Genomic DNA, 17,024 nt, shown 5'->3' on the forward strand with positions numbered 1-17,024 from the left:
ATGATTTAAGATGACGAGGTTACAGATTTTACATGCAAAGTAAGATTATCTACCCGCACGACTTCAATCATTTCTCCAGCGGCAATTGAACCTCCCACTGCAATGGCATTCCAGCGTTCACCATGCACCCTGACCTGGCCCTCAGGATTCAATGAAGTAAGGGCTATGCCTTTTTCTCCCACCATGCCCTGAATGCCCGTAACTGGCTTAAACTGCTGTGCCTTCAGGCCAATGCCGATGACTACAAAGAAAAACAACGCCGTAAGCAGCACGGAAAATAAAATCACTGATCCAGACAACCGGATTACATCAAAGGAAGAATCGGGCTTAATCAGCATCATGGAACCCAGCAGCAGGGAGATCATGCCTCCAAGCGCCAGCGCTCCGTGACTGGCAATTTTGATTTCCAGTAAAAAAAGAATGACCGAAAAAATGATGAGCCCCACACCTGCATAATTGACCGGCAAAGCATTCATGGCATAAAACGCCACAATAAGGCAGATGACGCCGATGATACCCGGCAACACCCCACCGGGATTGTACAGTTCAAACAAAATTCCGAACATGCCTAACAAAAGCAACACGTAAGCCACGTTAGGATCGCTGATCAGGGCCAGGATTTTTTCGGTTGTGGTCATAGGCAAAGGATCCAGCGTTGCATGCGCTGTGTGCAGGGTTACGGTATCGCCGGCTGCAAGAGCCACCCGCCTCCCGTCGGCTTGTTGCAATAAATCTGCATCGCGATCGGCTATCAGATCGATGACATGCTCCCGCAAGGCTTCTGTTTCTGTGATGGATACACTGTTCCGAACAGCCTGTTCAGCCCAGGTGAAGTTGCGGTGGCGCTTTTCAGCAATGGTGCGGATAAAAGCTGCTGCGTCGTTGGTCATTTTTTCATTCATCACACTATCCACCTGCTCGCCCATGCTCACGGGATGGGCTGCCCCCAGATTGGTTCCCGGAGCCATAGCCGCGACATGGCCTGCCAAGGTTACAAATACACCAGCCGACCCGGCATGCGCTCCGGCCGGAGCTACATACACTATCACCGGCACGGATGCGTCCAGCATATCTCCCACAATCTGACGGGTTGACTCCAGCAATCCACCAGGAGTATTGAGGTGAATCAACACGGCTTCTGCACGCATCTGCACCGCCTTTTCAATACCCCGGTGCACATACTGTGCTGTGGCTGGATTGATGGCTCCGTCCAGGGTAAGCGAAAGCACCCGCTGACCATATCCCGGCACAAAAAACATCACACACAAAATCCCCCAAAAAATCCTGCCCATAGTTAACTGTTCTAAAGGAAAGATACAAATTCTTTTCCTGGACACCATATGCGGATTCAGGAAAAGAGTTATAACGGCATTTTCCGGGAAAAGGCATGTCGCATGCCGGCGATTTGCTATTTTTGCTATGTTCAACACAGTCCCGCATGAATCAGTTGGGTGCAACGAAATGGATAGACGAGAGTCGGCAGGGAACAGCCCTGCAACCGGAAGAACCATCTGCCACATCTTCCCGGAAATGTTATATCGAAAGTTATGGCTGCCAGATGAATTTTAACGACAGTGAAATTGTGGCGGCCATTTTGAAAGAACAGGGATACGGACTGACTACAGATGTGGCACAGGCCGATCTGGTGCTCATCAATACCTGTGCAATTCGTGAAAAAGCTGAACAGACCGTAAGAAAACGACTTCAGGAATTCAAAAGCCTCAAACAAAACAAAGCTGACATGCTGGTGGGCGTTTTGGGATGCATGGCCGAACGGCTCAGGCATCGCCTGCTGGAAGAAGAAAAACTCGTGGATTTGGTAGTAGGCCCCGATGCTTATCGAAGTCTGCCAGCACTGATTGCAGAAGCTGAGAGCGGACAAAAAGCGGTGAATGTATTGCTTAGCCGGGAAGAAACCTATGCCGACATCAGCCCTGTTCGCCTCAACAGCAACGGCGTTACTGCTTTTGTGTCGATCATGCGCGGCTGCAACAATATGTGCACCTTTTGCGTAGTACCCTTCACACGGGGACGTGAGCGCAGCCGTTCACCGCAATCCATCCTTCGGGAATGTGAGGAATTGTTTGAACAGGGATATCGGGAAGTAACCCTTTTGGGACAAAATGTGGATTCATATTACTGGATTGATCCCCAAACCCAGCAGGCAACAACTTTTGCCCAGTTGCTCGAAATGGTAGCACAGATCAATCCGTGGCTGCGGGTGCGCTTCAGCACTTCCCATCCCAAAGATATCACCGATGAAGTGTTGTACACCATGGCCCGTTATCCAAACATCTGCAAGTATATTCACCTGCCTGTGCAAAGCGGAAGTACCCGCATCCTGCAGCTCATGAACCGAACCTACACCCGTGAAGGCTATCTGAAAAAAGTGGAACGTATTCGCGAAATCCTTCCCGACTGCGGCCTTTCCACCGATATTATTGCCGGCTTCTGTACCGAAACCGAAGCCGATCACCAGGAAACCCTGAGCCTGATGGATATTTGCGAATACGACATGGCTTACATGTTTATGTATTCCGAACGCCCCGGCACCCTGGCTGCCCGGCGCTATACAGACGATGTGCCTCTGGAAGTGAAGAAAAGAAGGCTCCAGGAAATTGTGGAAAAGGAACGCACACTGGCTCTTAAAAATATGCAGAAAGAAGTAGGAAAAGTGCGTACGGTACTTATTGAAGGGCCATCAAAGCGAAGTGATCAGGATTTCTGTGGTCGTACCGATCAAAATAAAATGGTTGTTTTCCCGAAAAAGCATTATCGAAAAGGGCAGTATGTAAACGTGCGGATCACCGGCTGTACCGCTGCCACCTTGTTGGGCGAAGTAGTGGAAGAAACCATACCCGAAATGGTCGCATGAATTATCCCAACCCTCCTGCATAAGCCCTCTATGTACGGATGGGTTAATATGAATCACTTAAAAACAATTTGCCTATGCCCGGCATCGACGTGGAATTGCAAAGCATTAAAAACCGGTTTGGTATTATTGGCAATTCACCTGCGCTGAACTATGCCCTGCGGGTAGCCATGCAGGTGGCTCCCACCGATCTCACCGTGCTGATCATGGGCGAAAGTGGTGTGGGTAAGGAAGTATTTTCCCAGATCATTCACAGTCTTAGCGCACGCAAACATAATCCCTTTATTGCCGTTAACTGTGGAGCCATTCCCGAAGGCACCATCGATTCCGAATTGTTTGGGCATGAAAAAGGATCCTTCACGGGCGCGGTGGACTCCCGGAAAGGATATTTCGAAACCGTAAACGGCGGTACCATTTTCCTGGATGAAATCGGTGAAATGCCCCTGGGCACACAAGCGCGATTGCTGCGTGTGCTGGAAACCGGTGAATTTATCCGCGTGGGCTCTTCACGCGTACAGAAAACGGATGTACGTGTAATAGCCGCTACCAATAAGGATTTGCTGGAACTCACCCAATTGCATAAGTTCCGGGAAGACCTGTACTACCGGCTCAACACTGTGCCCATTCGCGTGCCCCCGTTGCGCGAACGCAAGGAAGATATACCCTTGCTGTTCCGAAAGTTTGCCGTTGACTTCGCCGAAAGATATCGGACCACGCCTGTACAACTTACCGACGATGCTGTTGAACTGCTCATCAACTATCCCTGGCGAGGCAATGTGCGCGAATTAAAAAATGTAGCCGAACAAATCTCCGTGCTGAGCCAGGAGCGGATAGTAAACGCCGATGAATTGCGCAAATATCTGTCAGACCAGCAAATCATGAACCTACCCGTTTTGGCACATACCCATGAAAAAACAGAAGACTTTTCCTCGGAGCGGGATATTCTTTACAAATTGTTTTTTGACCTGAAAAAGGATGTCAACGATCTGAAGAAAATGTTCTTTGATTTGCTTCAGCATCCGGAAACCCTGTTTCAACGGGCTGGCTATGCAATGGCAGCCTCGCCCGTAGGTCCTGATCATCATGCTCAGCCCGGCATGATTACCCCAAGTACTGCTCCTTTGAATACTTCACCCATCATCATCCGACATGCAGAACAAACACACCTGCCCACTGGCCAGGGTGGCTTCCATGAACATGAAGAGGTGGAAGAATCCCTTTCCATCACAGAAAAGGAAAAAGAGCTGATCATCAAGGCGCTGCGGAAACATCGGGGCAAGCGCAAAGATGCTGCCATGGACCTGGGTATATCAGAACGCACCTTATACCGTAAACTGAAAGAATATCACATCAATGAATAAAACATTGCTGTACGCCATTGGCTTGTGCATGGCTGCCGCACTCTGCGGATGTGGCATCTACAGCTTTACTGGCGCCAGTGTGGATCCCAATGCCCATACCATTAACGTGCATTTTTTTGAAAACCGTGCACCCATTGTCAATCCCACACTAGCCCAGAAGTTTACCGAAGCGCTTCGTAATAAAATCCTGAATCAGACCCATCTTACCCAGGTGAATTCCGATAGCGTGGATTACGATATCAGCGGAGCCATCACAGGATACACCATCAGCACTTCCGGCGTAACCAATGTGGAGCAAAGTGCTACCGACCGGCTTACCATCACGGTAAATGTGGTGTTTAAAGATAACCTGAATCCCAAAAAAAGCTTTACCCAGAGCTTTTCCCGTTTTGCTGATTTCAATGCCAATCAATCGATTGACCAGGTGGCCGATCAGCTGATCCAGAAAATCAATGATCAGCTCACCGATGATATTTTCAACAAAGCTTTTTCAAACTGGTAGCCCGATTCTTTAATTTCACAATCAGATATGACCGAAGAAAAAATTATTGCGCATCTGTTCGCTGCCAATTCTCTTTCCGATGTGGAAATCTATCGGATTGAAGAAACCATTACACGCTATCCTTATTTTGCCTTGCCCAGATACTGGCTGGCTAAAAAAGAGCTTTGGCAGGATCAATCGCGTCCAGATGCATCCACCCTACCTCGTGCCCGCTTGTTTGCCGATAATCCTTTCCTGTTTTTGCAATACCTGCACACCCCCTTTGACGATGTCAGGCAGGAGGCCGATATTCGGGAGGCACCGGCCATTGAAGCACAGGCAGCTTCCTCATCAGCTTCATCTGAATTATCCGAATCAACTGCAGCTGAGGCTTTCATTGCCAATATCGAACCTTCTTCACAGAGTCTTGCCCCAGAGGCCCAGGAGGCGTCTGAAACGCCAATCTCCCTGCAATCTGCCGAAGTCCCTGCAGCACCTTCAAAGGCCGACTCTGGACAAGAACCTGCCGAGGAGGGCCTGAGTTCCCCCTGGGTCGCTCCTCTCTATACGCGTGATTACTTTGCCTATGCCGGCATTAGTTTGGCAGAGGAAGAAGCCGATCTGCACAAGCCCACCTCAGCTCAGATGAAAAGTTTTACCGAATGGCTGCGAAGCACACGCCGCCCGCTGCATAGCACCGATCCTGATGCCAGCGAAGATGATGATGCATCTGAAAGCCATACGGAACCTTCTTTTCGGGTGATTACCGAATCCATGGCCAACATCTGGCTGCAGCAAGGCCAACCGCAAAAAGCAATTGAAATCCTGGAACAATTGCGCTTGCTCAATCCCGAAAAAAGCGATTATTTTGCACAACGTATTGCATCAATTCGAAACCAAATCTGAATTTTTCATGATTATCTTTTTAACCGTTCTCATCCTGATCATCAGTGTGTTGCTGGGACTGGTGGTTTTGATTCAAAACCCAAAAGGCGGAGGATTATCCGGAACCTTTGGTGGATTCGGTACACAGGTGATTGGTGCAGGCCGTACAACGGATGTGATGGAAAAAACAACCTGGACGCTGGCTATTCTCATTGGTTTGCTTTGCCTGTTCTCGGCCTTTTTCATCCCCCGTCCGTCGGCTACCGGCAATCAGCAACCTTCTGCTGTAGAAAAAGCTATCCAGACCATGCCGGTAACGCCTTCAGCTCCCACATCTGCACCAGCTCCTGCACCCACCACCCCATCCGGCAACACGCCCGGAGGTAAATAAATGTGCATAGCTTGCAGATAGCCTGTTCGGCTTAAACCATTTCGATGGCACGTCCCCGACGCTCCTCAGGCAACCGGAGAAAAAATAATAAACACGGCACCATCCGTATATGGCCGTGGCTCACAGGAGCAGCACTGCTGTTTGTGATGTATTTTGCCTATCGGATATTCCGGCCCAACACCTATCCTTTTCGGGAAAAAACCTATTTCTACATACCAACAGGATCAACCTATGCCGATGTGCTGAAAGAATTAAAGCAGCAGCATATTGTGCGCAATGTAAAGGACTTTGACTGGCTGGCGAGAAAATTGGATTATCCCCACCATGTGCATCCCGGTCGTTATGCCATAAAGCCTGGCATGAGCAATCTGCAGCTGGTACATGTATTATATTCCGGCAAACAAGCGCCCGTGCGGCTGGTAATCACCAAGCTGCGCACCAAAGCCGATCTGATACGGCTCGTGAGCCATCACCTGGAAGCCGACTCCCTGAGCATGACTACCCTGCTTGACGATGAAGTATATCTCCGGCAATACGGACTGGATACCAATACCGCCTTATGTGCCATCATCCCCAACACTTATTTTTTCTTCTGGAATACATCGGCAGAAGGATTTTTCAAACGCATGATGCAGGAATACAACCGGTTCTGGGATAGTACCCGGCTCCAGGAAGCGCAAAAACTTGGGCTCACGCCTCAAGAGGTTATCATTCTGGCTTCCATTGTAGAAGAAGAAACCAATCACAATCCCGAAAAACCGCTGATCGCCAGTGTGTATATCAACCGACTCCGCAAAGGCATGCGACTGGCGGCCGATCCAACTGTGAAATTTGCACTGGGTGATTTTTCCATCCGACGTATCTATAGCAAATACACCCTTGTCAGGTCTCCATATAACACCTATCTAAACAAAGGGCTGCCCCCAGGCCCCATCTGCACGCCCTCGCCCGCAACCATCGATGCTGTGTTGAATGCACCACAAACAGATTACCTGTATTTTTGCGCCAAAGCCGATTTTTCCGGATCGCATGTATTTGCAAGTACCTATGCAGAACATCTGAAAAATGCCCGAAAATATCAGGAGGCTCTCGATAGTTTGCATATCCAGTAAGGTTATAAACTGGTTATACCTAAATTCAATCCTCATTGTGAAAGGCCCATGATATTAAATTCTGTGTATGAAAAATAAAAGCTGGCTGCAACACATCGCAGAAGCATCCGGAATTCCTCTTGCTGTTCGTCTGACAAAAAAAATTTATTTCGCAGATGAACACCATACTTCCTTGTATGTTGTTTTAAAATTTCTCTTTCGCGAAATCATACGTGACAAATTATTTGACCGGGCAGCAGCCGTAGCCTTTTTCTTTATTCTGGCCATTCCGCCGGCATTTATTTTTCTTTGTACTTTGCTTCCTTACATCCCACTACAGGGACTTGAAAATACCATCTACAACCTATTGCGGGATATAGCACCCAATCAACGGGTTTTTCATCTGGTAAAAAACGTGATTTACGATTTTCTGCACACACCGCGAACAGGATTGCTTTCTTTTTCCTTCCTGTTTAGCGTTATCAGCTCTTCCACAGGCGTGTTGAGTATCATGCGGTCGTTCGACAAAGCATATCCGGGATTTAAAAAAAGAAGTTTTCTGCAAAGCAGGATTACGGCAATTAAAATTACAATGCTCCTGATCCTGATGGTATTAATATGCCTGATTCTGATTCTTGCACAACGGACCGTGCTTAATTATATTTTTGAAATAATCGGTATTCATAGCCAAATCGTACGGTTGGCCATAAACGTGATGCGATGGTTGCTGATTATTGCTTTGTTTTTTACAATTTATTCCTTGATATACAAATATGGTCCTTATACAGAACAACGATGGAAATTTATCACACCTGGCTCCTGGCTGAGTACTGTTTTAACGATTGTTACCACATTGGGCTTTTCTTATTATGTCAATCATTTCAATAATTACAACCGCATTTATGGTTCTATCGGTACCGTGCTGGTATTGATGATCTGGGTATATTTAAATTCCATTATTTTGTTACTGGGTTTTGAGTTAAATACGAGTATCCGATTGGCGGGATTGTTTGATAAAAAAGAGAAAAAAGAAGATGAAAAAACATAAGTTCATTTCATAGCCTGATAAATGGCTCGCGTTAATTCGTCAGAAGTTATTTTCCCCTGAAATAGGCGACGGTAGCCGGTTTTGGCGTTTACAACCAAAGTAGTTGGCACCACACCCATCCATTGTCCACCTAAAATTTCGTTTATTGTATTCGGATTTGTTTCATTCAGCCAGTAAACAGGTGATTGCAAATGATGTTGCGTTACAAAACGCTGAATGGTTCTGGGATAGGCCTCTGCATAATCCAGGCTCACCAGCATGACATGCACAGGCTTATCGCGTAATGATGCAGCTATTTTTTCGATATCCGGCAATTCTTCCACACAAGGCCTGCACCAGGTAGCCCATAAATTGATGACATAAATACCATCTTTTTTTTCGGTATAAGATTTCAATTGAGCACTGGTGAGCTGCGGGATTTGCTGTGCGGTTGCCCATTTACCCAGGCAAATGACAATCAGGAATAGAAACCAATTTTTCATCATGCAGAAATGATTTATGAAGTTAAGAATTTTCATTTTGCTGCAGCCATAATTTTTCCAATGCTGTTTTTTGTGGCTGAAACCGATCTGACTGCTGATAAAACCCCGCTTGCCAGCGTTGACGAAAGGCTTCATACAAAGTTACAGCGCATGCTACAGAAATATTTAATGATTTTACCATGCCCACCTGTGGAATCAAAAAATTTCCGTCGGCATATCGGCATACTTCTTCACTCACACCTTCAGCTTCATTTCCAAAAACAAGCGCCACGGATTGTGTAAGATCCAGATCATACAGCGAAACAGATGTAGATGAAAGATGGGTAGTATAAATTTTCTGATATTTTTTACGCAAAGCAGCAAAGCAGGTTTGCACATCAGTAAAGGTATGTATGGTAAGCCACTGTGCAGCACTTGCCGAGCTTTTGGCACCCCATTTTTTATGTGGCGGAATCCGCGTATTCAACACATACAGTTCCTGCACGCCTACTGCATCGCAGCTACGCATTACAGCAGAAATATTGTGCGGATCAAATACATTTTCCATCACCACTGTCAGATCAAACTGCCTGTGGCTGATGACCGATTTGATTCGTGCAATCCGTTCTGGCGTCATTTGTGGATCTGCGCTTGATGGGTGTGCAATTTCTTTTTGGTATAAGTGCCATTGAAAAAACATTGAATGCCCCGGTATGCACCGCATCCACCTACTTCTTCAATTCTCACACGGCCGGCACTGAAATGAAAATCTATGGCACAGGGGCCGTTATCATCCTTAAAAGTCCCGGTACTGCGGTTTAAAAAGCGCCCCGTACCTTCCAGCTCACCACCGCAGCGAGTTGCAGGATCATAAAAATGAATAAAGAAGCGAAAGGTTTGTTTATTTTTTCCATCCCGGATAGAAACAATGCTCATATCTCCTTTCACATAATCTCCGGAAAAAGCATGACGTGTCGGTAAAGTATCAATGGGATTGTAAACGTCTTCCAGGCTCAGCGCTCCGTTGGCGTTGGTAAGGACCAGGATAAATTTCCCTTCCGGATTGAGTGCATATACATTTTCGCGTAAAATGCTGCGCTGATCAGGTGTATGGATATGATGATCAATGGTAATCACAGCTTTTCTATCAATCCTGCCTTCATATTGATCGGCCTGCGCATCAGGAGATGTGTAGCATAAACGAAGGGCCTGATGAAACTGATCTTTCCGATCAAAATAACACAGATAAGCAGCTATGCGGCTCCCCTGCTGTACCCGGATAACGAGAAAATGTCCGCGATCATAGGCCATTGCAGCCAGCGGAAATACCTGTACAGATGATTTCGGGAAAGTATTTTTCCAAATGCTGTCCGGGAAGAAACGTTTTACTACATCTGGCAATAACTGCACGGAATCAGATAAAGGTTTGTGCAAACTATCCTGATTGACCTGATAAGGCAATTGCCTTTGCGGAAACAATGCCAGCAAATCTGCAAAACGGGCGGCATGGCGATCAGGTGCAGCCGGTTGATGAGATGAATGGCAGGCAGCGATAATCAAAAGTGTGCATAAAAAGAGATTTCCGGCATGGATGGACAACAAGTTACGCATGTGTAAGTGTACAATTGAATGAAATTATGAAAAGGAAGATAAGCGAAAATAGAATGAATGACAAAATTTTTTCAGGTTATTGTTTTCTGATTCATGTTTGATTACCAATACCACAGCGGATTTCGGCGAGCATACCAAATATATTTTTTCATGTTTAACCAGAAAGCCAGAATCATGTAAATAATCAATGGTGAGCCAACGGTAAGGAAAGAGATATAAATGAACCACATGCGGATGCGCGAACTGGCAATGCCCAGCCTATCACCAATCGCAGAACAAACGCCAAAGGCCTGCCATTCCATAAAATCTTTAAGTCGCTGCATGAACCGAAGCCTGGTATTCATAATGTTATCAGACACATTCTGATCACCAAAATTACATATTTTTGAAAATTCTATCCTTTGTCCCGGCTTCATCATAGCCATGGGTTTAAGAAAACTTTTACAGAATCGTTTTCTGAAAGAAACAAGGAATGGTATTTTTGTAAACCTAATATAGTTTAAATGAAAACAAGTTCATCAGTTCCCCACTCCAAACATTCGGATAAGCGGGTTAAAAAGAAAAAGTCTGCCTTACGGGAGTGGGCGGAAGCCTTGATTTTTGCCATCATTGCTGCAACCATTATCCGCACATTTTTCTTTGAAGCTTATACAATTCCAACTCCATCCATGGAAAAAACCCTGTTAGTGAATGATTTTTTGTTTGTCAATAAAATCAGCTACGGCCCGCGCCTGCCTATGACGCCGCTGGCTATTCCATTTACCTTAAATACTTTTCCGATCTTTCATTTCAAAAGTTATTCAGACTGGCCGCATTTTGGCTACCATCGGTTGCCCGGATTCACCCACGTGAAACGCAATGATGTGGTGGTTTTCAACTATCCCGAAGGTGATACCGTGGTGTTGCAAACACAGGAAACAGACAGCTATTACCGGCTTGTGCGGCATTATGGCCGTGCCAACGTGTGGAACAACCCTAACTTTACCATTGTTACCCGTCCGGTTGACCGGATGGAAAATTACATCAAACGTTGCGTGGCCATTGCAGGCGATACTTTACAACTGATTCAGGGAAAAGTGTATGTGAATGGGCAGCTTCAGCCCGACCCACCTGAAATGGAAAAATTTTATCAGGTGGTTACCAATTCCACTCCTTTCAATACGAACCGGCTGAATGATCTGGGCATTGATATGCCGCTTGATATTCAGCAGGCCGGTGATCGGCTGATCTATTATTTTGATCTGACCAAAGACGAGGCTGATGCATTAAAAGCTTTCTCCAATGTCATTTCCATTCGTCCGCAAATTGATACCACAGTAGATCCGGACGCCTTTCCGTTTGATACCACACATTTTAAATGGTCGCGCGACAATTACGGGCCTATTTATATTCCCAAAAAAGGTGCAACGGTAAAACTTGATACCAGCAATCTGGCACTCTACAAACGCCTGATTACTACCTATGAACATCATAAGCTGGAAGTAAAGGATGGTAAAATATTCATTGATGGCAAGCCTGCGGATCATTATACCTTTGATATGAATTATTACTGGATGATGGGCGACAATCGCGATAATTCATTGGATTCGCGTTACTGGGGCTTTGTGCCGGAAGATCATATTGTAGGAAAGGCGTGGTTCATCTGGTTCAGTTATGATGCGCATGGAATCCGCTGGAGGAGATTGTTTAAAGCCATTCATTAAACGCACAATCGATGCCTGTACAGCATTTGCAATTGCAATATGAACATTTTGCTGAAGATGCCGGCTTGCCTGCTGATGCGTTGATGCTTTTGCAGAAAGCCCGTGAAGCTACCGGAATAGCCTACGCACCTTACTCTAACTTTCGGGTAGGAGCGGCCATCCTGCTTGAAAACGGACAGGTGATTACCGGTGCCAATCAGGAGAATGCTTCTTTTCCGGCCGGGTTGTGTGCTGAGCGGGTAGCCCTGTCTGCCGTCACTTCACAATTTCCTGATGCCATCATCCAAGCCATAGCTATCAGTTATCAGCCTGCCGGCGGAAATTCCGATCATCCTATCAGTCCCTGTGGGATATGCCGACAAACGTTGCTGGAATATGAAATTCGCCAGCAGCAGCCCATTCGCATCATCCTGGGTGGCATGATGGGCGAAATCATCATCATTCCAGCTGCACGGCTGCTTTTGCCTTTTTCCTTTACGCCTCAGGATCTGAAAGGCTTTCCACAGGCCGATCATCGAAAGCATCAGAACGGATAACCCACAGCAAAGCTAAATACCAGATTTTTGCCAAGCCATTTCAGATTCAGCGGGCGGAAGCCATTGGGGAACCAGCCATCGTGCGCAGACACAGCAGGATCCTTAAGTGGTGTGGCCATATCAAGCCTCAGCAAAAAATAATTGAAGTCGAGCCGCAAGCCAAATCCGCTGCCCACAGCCAGTTGCCGATAAAATTGATTTAGATGGAAAGCAGCACCCGGCTTGGATGGATCGGTGCGTAAATTCCAGATGTTGCCCACATCGGTAAACAAGGCTCCTTTCAGGAAAGTAACGCCTCCAAACAACTGCAGAATATCAAACCTGTATTCAAGATTACCTTCTATCTTCATTTCCCCCGTTTGATCCACAAAAACCAGGTTAGAAGCGTTGTATTTGTACGATCCCGGCCCCAGTGTGCGCAAGTGCCAGGCACGCATGCTGTTGGGGCCTCCGGCGAAAAATTGTTTGATATACGGCACAGCCTGCGATCCGCTATAAGGCACCGCTACGCCTGCCATGATGCGACTCACCAGCGTGGCATGTGTCCAGTTGTAGTAATGTTTATACTCGGCTGTGAGTTTCACATACTGCGAATAATTCAGCGTGGTAAGTTTGGTGAAATCCGTCTTGTTTCCGCTTGCTGATTTTAAAATGCCATCAACAGCTTCTAACAATAAACCCGATTCATCCAGATCGAGCCGCAAATAATTAAACCTGCGTTGACTCGCAGAAAGCTGATTATTGTATATGAAAGAAATATTTTCACCTTCCAGAAAAACCGACTGAAAACTGTTGCGCAGGAATTGATTGGAGTCCAGTTCTTGTTGAAAAGCCGGACTAAAATTGGAATACTTGTTATAGGCCAGCACAAAGGGTTTCACGATCCAGGATTTGGTAGCCGTTTCATTCCAGGTATATCCGAATGAGGCATAATAATTCTGAAACTTGTAAAAATCAATGCGGTTCATGTAATCAAAACCCATGTTCAGATTGGTTTTGGCATTGGCAAAACGGCTGATGCGGCGAAGCCCAAACGGTACGATAAACCGGGGAAAATTCAGGTTGATTTGCCCGCTCATTTCCTGAGCATAAATATTCAGCGCAGAATCCAGTTCAATGCCGCCTTTCAGGGAAACGGTGAGGATATTGGCAGCACGATTTACATTGCGATTCATGTAACTGAGTCCGATAGAAGAACCCAGTTCATAATCGGATCCTGTTGTGCCTTCCAGTGAAACACCCACCTCCTGGCGCTTTTCGGGAATGAGGTATAGATTGGCATCCAGCCAGCTGGTATCCCTGCTGCCATGGAGCAAGGAATCGGGCACAACCCTGAAACGCACATTCACAAATTTCCACTGATTCAGGCTGTTAAGCTGACTTAGCGTTTGCTCATAGGCAGTACGGGAATACAATTCACCGGGATGAAAATACAAAGCACGATAGAATACATTCGGACGAAACAGGTTATGCCTGGTATAAATCGTAAAATAACGATATGGCATGCGGTAAAACTGTGTAGTATCAATATTTGTGGCATTCAGAGGTAAATCCGGAAATATATGAATCTGCCGGATAAAATACCTTCGATAATCGGTGGAATCTTCCGGCTGTCTGATAACAACATCTATGTTCAACGTAGGTTTTTCGCGGCTTTTGGCAGCAGAAAATACATTTAATATGCTTTCAAATGGATTGGTTGTAGTTTTTAATAATGCTGTATTCACGGTATCCACCACAAACACGATATCATCCGTACTAAATTGGTAATAACCATGATCATTCAAAAGCCGTGTAATACGCTCTCTCTCATTGACCAGCAAATCCGTTTTGTAGGGTATGCCTTTATGCAATAAAGATTGGGATGTATCAGCCACCACAATGCTGCGAATCAAGCTGTCCTGAATATCATACCTGATCTGGTTGATTAAAAAATTCTTACCGGTATTTACGAGGTAGGTTACACTTGCTTTTTGCTTCTTGATATGTGCTTCATAATGAGCCGAAGCCCTGAAATATCCCTGATTGATAAGATAATCTTCCATGTTTTGGGCTGTTTGGCGAGCCAGGCCGGAATCGTAAATTACCGGGGGCTTCAACCAGTTCTTGTTAATAAGCCATCCCAGCAACCGGCTACTTTCCTTGCTGGAGTCGTAGTGATTATATAACCACAAACCAACCCGTGCAATACCCAAAGTTTTGTAATTCGGTGTTTGCAACAAGATGGAAGAGGAATTCAGATCGTTCCGGATATTTTCTTTTTCGGTTTTAGTCAGATATTCACCTTTTAATCGGATGGTATTTTTAACCAGCAATGCCTGATTTTGTGCAAGGTATTTGGTGTTGGAACATGAAGTCATAAACATGATGATGCAGGCACACACGAACCACAGACCAGGCCATATCGAATTCAAACGGAAGAAGTTTAGTTTATCTTTCATGCCTGTGAATCTATGCTATGGATCCATTCAAATCATTTACTGTACGTGGAAGGATAGCATCACCCAAATGCCTGAGCCTGCATCCTAATAACTGTTTAATTTTACTGCATCACAAAAACAATACCTCTTGATTTCAAAAGCGCAAATTAAAGAGATTCGGTTACTCCATTTAAAAAAGCACCGGCAGCGATATGGTTGTTTTGTAGCGGAAGGCGACAAAACGGTATGCAGCTTTCTGGAAAGCCCATGGTATCAGGTATTGCAGATATATGCCCTGCCCGCATGGGTGGAGGCGCGCGAGGCTTTTTTGCAATCGCATCGGGAGGTTCCGGTGGAAATCATCAAACCCGATATTTTAGCCCAGATCTCACGCCTGCAGTCGCCCCAGCAGGTGCTGGCGCTCATTCGCCTGCCCCAACAAGATGCTTTACCATCGAAGTTTACAGGGCTAACACTTGCTCTGGATGCTATCCGGGATCCGGGCAACCTGGGTACCATTATCCGGATTGCCGACTGGTTTGGGATTCCGTATATCTGTTGCTCGCCCGACTGTGCCGATGCTTTCCACCCGAAAGTAGTACAGGCCAGCATGGGTAGCCTGGCGCATGTACACGTGGTGGAACAGGAGCTTATCAGCCTGTTTCAGCAGCATCGGGATATCCCGGTTTATGCCGCTACGCTCACCGGCAAAGCCATCCAGCAATTCTGCAGGGAAATCGACCTATCACGGCCGGCATTCTTGCTCATTGGCAATGAAGCCCATGGAATTTCACGCCAATTGTTGCCCCTGGTCAGTGAATGTATTACCATCCCCCGCTTGGGAAATGCTGAATCGCTGAATGCAGCCATTGCGACCGGCATCCTTTGCGGATTTCTTTGTCTTACTGAAAACGCAAAGCCTGCACCGGATAAATACGCCGGATAATCAGGGCGGGGATTCTCAGCAACCCCACACCCACCAGCAAAGTACCTGCATCAATGGCAATCACCTGCCAGAACCGTATAGCAATGGGGGCATAGGCAATGTAATACACATCTTCAGGCAACCTGAAAAAATGCGTGGTATCCTGCAGCCATGCTAACCCCAGACCGACTATGTTTCCCAACAAAATGCCCGTGCAGAAAATCAATGTGGCATGCCATACAAATATCATCTGTATCTGTCTGTTTTGCATCCCCATGGCTTTCAGAATAGCTACCATGTGTGTTCTTTCAAGAATCAGGATCAGGATGGCGGTGGTCATGTTGATAACAGCTACAATAACCATGATCACCAGAATAATCCATTCATTGGTGGTTTGCAGCCGCAGCCAGTCAAAGATGTTTGGATAGATCTGCCGGATGGTAACACTCATCAGGTTCTGGGGAAGAATTTGTTTGTCAAGCAATTGATTGACTGTATCCATGTCGTTCACATGCCGGAGAAAAATTTCAAATCCGCCAATCTCATCGGGTTGCCAGCCATTCATCAGGGCAATCAACCTGAGATCGCCTATGATGTAGGTATGGTCATATTCCTGTACGCCGGTTCGGTAAATGCCAGATATCTTCAATACGCGCGGACGCGGCGCCTGGCCTGAGCCCGGCACAAAATATACCACCACTTTGTCGCCCGTACGCAGGTTAAGCTTTTGTGCCATATCGGCCGAAATCAGAATTTCATCAGCATAGCCGCTATCCGGAAATACTGGTAAATGGCCAGCTATGAGATAGGATTGCAGCTGGTGCCAGTCGTAATCACGCTTCACTCCTTTAAAAATCACGCCATCCAGATCATCTGTGCTTTTGATGATAACTGCCTGCGTAGCATAGGGCTGCACCGAGGCCACCTGTGGCAAATCGCGAATCACCCTCAACAGGCTATCATTTTCCGGAAAAGGTGGTGGAGCGGAAAGAGGCGCATAATCCGGCTGATACACCTCCACATGCAAATGCCCCCAGAAACTGAATATCTTTTGGCTTACAGCCTGCTGAAAACCATTTACCAATGCCGTGGCCAGAATCATCACCGCCACACTTAAAGTGGTAGCTACAATGGCTATACGAATGATAAAGCGGGAAAAAGTCTTTTCCCGGTTAAGGGCTATGCGACGGGCAATATAGGCTGCAAGGGAGAATGCCAATGTAAATAATTTTCAAAGCA

17 protein-coding genes are annotated in these 17,024 nt (G+C 46.3%); 10 read left to right on the forward strand and 7 right to left on the reverse strand.

Annotated features, from left to right (window positions below; genetic code table 11):
- Positions 1-5: 5 nt before the first annotated feature.
- Entirely contained in the window at positions 6-1,292 is a 1,287-nt protein-coding gene (locus BM367_RS01140; RefSeq protein ID WP_092456547.1) for an NfeD family protein, read from the reverse strand.
- Positions 1,293-1,438: 146 nt separating this feature from the next.
- Between BM367_RS01140 and miaB the strand changes: the two genes are divergently transcribed.
- From miaB to BM367_RS01175, 7 genes are all read left to right on the forward strand, one after another.
- A complete protein-coding gene (miaB, locus tag BM367_RS01145; protein WP_092456549.1) occupies positions 1,439-2,875 on the forward strand; it encodes a tRNA (N6-isopentenyl adenosine(37)-C2)-methylthiotransferase MiaB in 1,437 nt (478 codons plus the stop codon).
- Between the two features lie 89 nt (positions 2,876-2,964).
- Entirely contained in the window at positions 2,965-4,233 is a 1,269-nt protein-coding gene (locus tag BM367_RS01150; RefSeq protein ID WP_092460852.1) for a sigma-54 interaction domain-containing protein, read from the forward strand.
- The gene (locus tag BM367_RS01155) at positions 4,226-4,735 is read left to right on the forward strand and encodes an LptE family protein (protein ID WP_092456552.1); all 510 of its coding nucleotides are present in this window, start codon (positions 4,226-4,228) and stop codon (positions 4,733-4,735) included. Before BM367_RS01150 ends, BM367_RS01155 begins: the two co-directional genes overlap by 8 nt.
- Before the next feature lie 27 nt (positions 4,736-4,762).
- On the forward strand, positions 4,763-5,620 hold the full coding sequence (locus BM367_RS01160; RefSeq protein WP_092456555.1) for a hypothetical protein: 858 nt from the start codon (positions 4,763-4,765) through the stop codon (positions 5,618-5,620).
- A 7-nt stretch (positions 5,621-5,627) separates the two neighbouring features.
- Complete coding sequence (gene secG / locus BM367_RS01165) at positions 5,628-5,990, forward strand: preprotein translocase subunit SecG (RefSeq protein ID WP_092460853.1); 363 nt, start codon at positions 5,628-5,630, stop codon at positions 5,988-5,990.
- 44 nt (positions 5,991-6,034) lie between these two features.
- Positions 6,035-7,102: an endolytic transglycosylase MltG gene (mltG, locus tag BM367_RS01170; protein WP_092456558.1), complete on the forward strand. Its 1,068-nt coding sequence runs from the start codon at positions 6,035-6,037 to the stop codon at positions 7,100-7,102.
- A gap of 67 nt (positions 7,103-7,169) precedes the next feature.
- Positions 7,170-8,129, forward strand: coding sequence for a YihY/virulence factor BrkB family protein (locus tag BM367_RS01175; protein WP_092456561.1), 960 nt, complete (start codon positions 7,170-7,172; stop codon positions 8,127-8,129).
- A 2-nt stretch (positions 8,130-8,131) separates the two neighbouring features.
- Here the strand turns inward: BM367_RS01175 and BM367_RS01180 are convergent, their stop codons facing one another.
- The 4 genes from BM367_RS01180 to BM367_RS01195 form a co-directional block, all read right to left on the reverse strand.
- Positions 8,132-8,614: a TlpA disulfide reductase family protein gene (locus BM367_RS01180; protein ID WP_177224060.1), complete on the reverse strand. Its 483-nt coding sequence runs from the start codon at positions 8,612-8,614 to the stop codon at positions 8,132-8,134.
- 19 nt (positions 8,615-8,633) lie between these two features.
- Entirely contained in the window at positions 8,634-9,227 is a 594-nt protein-coding gene (locus BM367_RS01185) for a TrmH family RNA methyltransferase (protein ID WP_092456566.1), read from the reverse strand.
- Entirely contained in the window at positions 9,224-10,201 is a 978-nt protein-coding gene (locus BM367_RS01190) for a hypothetical protein (RefSeq protein ID WP_092456570.1), read from the reverse strand. Before BM367_RS01190 ends, BM367_RS01185 begins: the two co-directional genes overlap by 4 nt.
- Positions 10,202-10,302: 101 nt before the next feature.
- Complete coding sequence (locus tag BM367_RS01195; RefSeq protein WP_092460854.1) at positions 10,303-10,524, reverse strand: PspC domain-containing protein; 222 nt, start codon at positions 10,522-10,524, stop codon at positions 10,303-10,305.
- 180 nt (positions 10,525-10,704) lie between these two features.
- On the opposite strand from BM367_RS01195, the gene lepB reads away from it, so the two are divergent.
- The gene (gene lepB / locus BM367_RS01200) at positions 10,705-11,904 is read left to right on the forward strand and encodes a signal peptidase I (RefSeq protein ID WP_092456573.1); all 1,200 of its coding nucleotides are present in this window, start codon (positions 10,705-10,707) and stop codon (positions 11,902-11,904) included.
- Between the two features lie 11 nt (positions 11,905-11,915).
- Positions 11,916-12,440: a cytidine deaminase gene (gene cdd / locus BM367_RS01205; protein ID WP_092456576.1), complete on the forward strand. Its 525-nt coding sequence runs from the start codon at positions 11,916-11,918 to the stop codon at positions 12,438-12,440.
- Here the strand turns inward: cdd and tamL are convergent.
- Entirely contained in the window at positions 12,428-14,800 is a 2,373-nt protein-coding gene (gene tamL / locus BM367_RS01210; RefSeq protein WP_177224061.1) for a translocation and assembly module lipoprotein TamL, read from the reverse strand. The two genes, cdd and tamL, sit on opposite strands and share 13 nt — an antisense overlap.
- A 208-nt stretch (positions 14,801-15,008) precedes the next feature.
- Here tamL and BM367_RS01215 point away from each other — a divergent pair, with 208 nt between their 5' ends.
- A complete protein-coding gene (locus BM367_RS01215; RefSeq protein WP_177224062.1) occupies positions 15,009-15,806 on the forward strand; it encodes a TrmH family RNA methyltransferase in 798 nt (265 codons plus the stop codon).
- Here the strand turns inward: BM367_RS01215 and BM367_RS01220 are convergent.
- The gene (locus BM367_RS01220) at positions 15,763-17,004 is read right to left on the reverse strand and encodes an ABC transporter permease (protein ID WP_092456584.1); all 1,242 of its coding nucleotides are present in this window, start codon (positions 17,002-17,004) and stop codon (positions 15,763-15,765) included. The two genes, BM367_RS01215 and BM367_RS01220, sit on opposite strands and share 44 nt — an antisense overlap.
- Between the last annotated feature and the right edge of the window lie 20 nt (positions 17,005-17,024).

Source organism: Thermoflavifilum thermophilum, assembly GCF_900116565.1.
Taxonomy (GTDB): domain Bacteria; phylum Bacteroidota; class Bacteroidia; order Chitinophagales; family Chitinophagaceae; genus Thermoflavifilum; species Thermoflavifilum thermophilum.